The 1,456-nt window shown below is 63.7% G+C and carries 2 protein-coding genes; one reads left to right on the top strand and one right to left on the bottom strand.

Features of this window, described 5'->3' with window-relative positions; all coding sequences use genetic code 11:
• Window positions 1–180 (bottom strand): hypothetical protein (locus ACYVDE_RS22695; RefSeq protein WP_460503810.1); only part of this gene is annotated, 180 nt, incomplete at its 3' end.
• Window positions 181–398: 218 nt separating this feature from the next.
• Between ACYVDE_RS22695 and ACYVDE_RS22690 the strand changes: the two genes are divergently transcribed.
• A complete protein-coding gene (locus ACYVDE_RS22690; RefSeq protein ID WP_460503809.1) occupies window positions 399–1,199 on the top strand; it encodes a class I SAM-dependent methyltransferase in 801 nt (266 codons plus the stop codon).
• Window positions 1,200–1,456: the final 257 nt, after the last annotated feature.

Below are 1,456 nucleotides of genomic sequence, written 5' to 3'. Positions count from 1 at the left end.
CGGGGCGGGCGTGGCCACGGCTACCGGCGCGGCGGGCACCGGCGTAGCGGCCCGGTTCACGCCGTGGTACGAGGCGCCTTTGGGCAGCATCGCGTATTCGGAACGGCTGCAGCTTCCCAGCGACAAAGCGCAGGCTGCCAGCGCAACAAGCTTGGTGAGGGATGAGAAATGGTTTTTCATGGTAATCAGGTAAAAAATCAGGATTGCGCTTTCTACGGGCAAGGATGCAGATTTGGCTATTTTGAAGCCGCTTTTTTTCTGAGCTGCACAGCCAGCTGGCAGTATCTGCCGCACTGCCGACAGCCAATTGGCTTATCCGGGCACCTACTTAAATTTTTGATGAACGTGCCGTCTCCAATTGCTGTTGACCTCAACAAATGTGCTTACTTGCAACCCGTATGAGGGATTATGTTACAACCCGCCTGGGGCTGACTGGCCTGTTGGGAATAAGTGGCGGGGTTGGTTTGCTACTGTTGAGCTGCACGCAGGTACCTACCGAAAGCCGGGCCTCGGCGCACAGCGCCCGGCTACTGTCGGCCACGGCGGCGGCCGACACGACCGGCTACGAAATGGCTGCCCCGCGCGACCCCAACGGCATTGGTACCTACTACCTGGGCCGCCAGATTGCCCACGTCATGGGCCACGAAGGCGCCAGCTGGCTCGAGCGCAGCGGCCGCCGCCAGGAAGAAGGCACCGACATTCTGCTGCGTGAGCTGAAGCTGAAGCCCACCGACGTGGTGGCCGACATTGGGGCCGGCACGGGCTTTTTCTCCTTTCAGCTGGCCAAGCGTGTGCCCCAGGGCGAGGTGCTGGCCGTCGACATTCAGCCCGAGATGATTGCCGCGCTGCAGACCAACAAGCAGAAGCAGCGAATCCGCAACGTGCGCCCCGTGCTGGGCACCACCACCAACCCCGCCTTGCCCGCCGACAGCGTCGACGTGGTGCTCATCGTGGATGCTTACCACGAGTTCGACCACCCGCGCGAGATGGGCCGCGCCATTCGGCGGGCGCTGAAGCCCGGCACCGGCCGCCTGGCGCTGGTGGAATACCGCGCCGAAGACCCCAACGTGCCCATCAAGCGCATTCACAAGATGAGCATTGGCCAGGCGCGCAAGGAAATGGCCGCCGTGGGCCTGGTGCTGACGGACTCTATTGAAACGCTGCCGCAGCAGCACTTGCTGCTGTTCCGGCGCCCGTAGCGGCTGTGGTGTGCGGCTGCCAAGTCGGGCCCGCGTTGGCAATCCGGCCCTGGATTGTCGGCGCGGGCCGAAATGCTGCTGGGGGGTGCGGGTTCTGTCCGACCTTTGCGGCATGAATACCGACCCGCGCCAGCTTTCTATCCACGATTTCACCTATCCCCTGCCGGCCGACCGCATTGCGCCCGAGCCGCTGCCCGACCGCGCCGCCAGCCGTCTGCTGGTGAGCCGCGGCGGCACCATCACCGATAAGCGCTTTC

The sequence above is a fragment of the Hymenobacter agri genome, assembly GCF_054778495.1.
Note: the sequence above shows the minus strand (reverse complement) of the source record. Positions and strands in the feature narration are given on the sequence as shown.

What these genes read in the sequence shown, in the direction of transcription:
- ACYVDE_RS22690 (WP_460503809.1), top strand. Translation starts at nt 399, where the DNA reads ATGAGGGATTATGTTACAACCCGCCTGGGGCTGACTGGCCTGTTGGGA.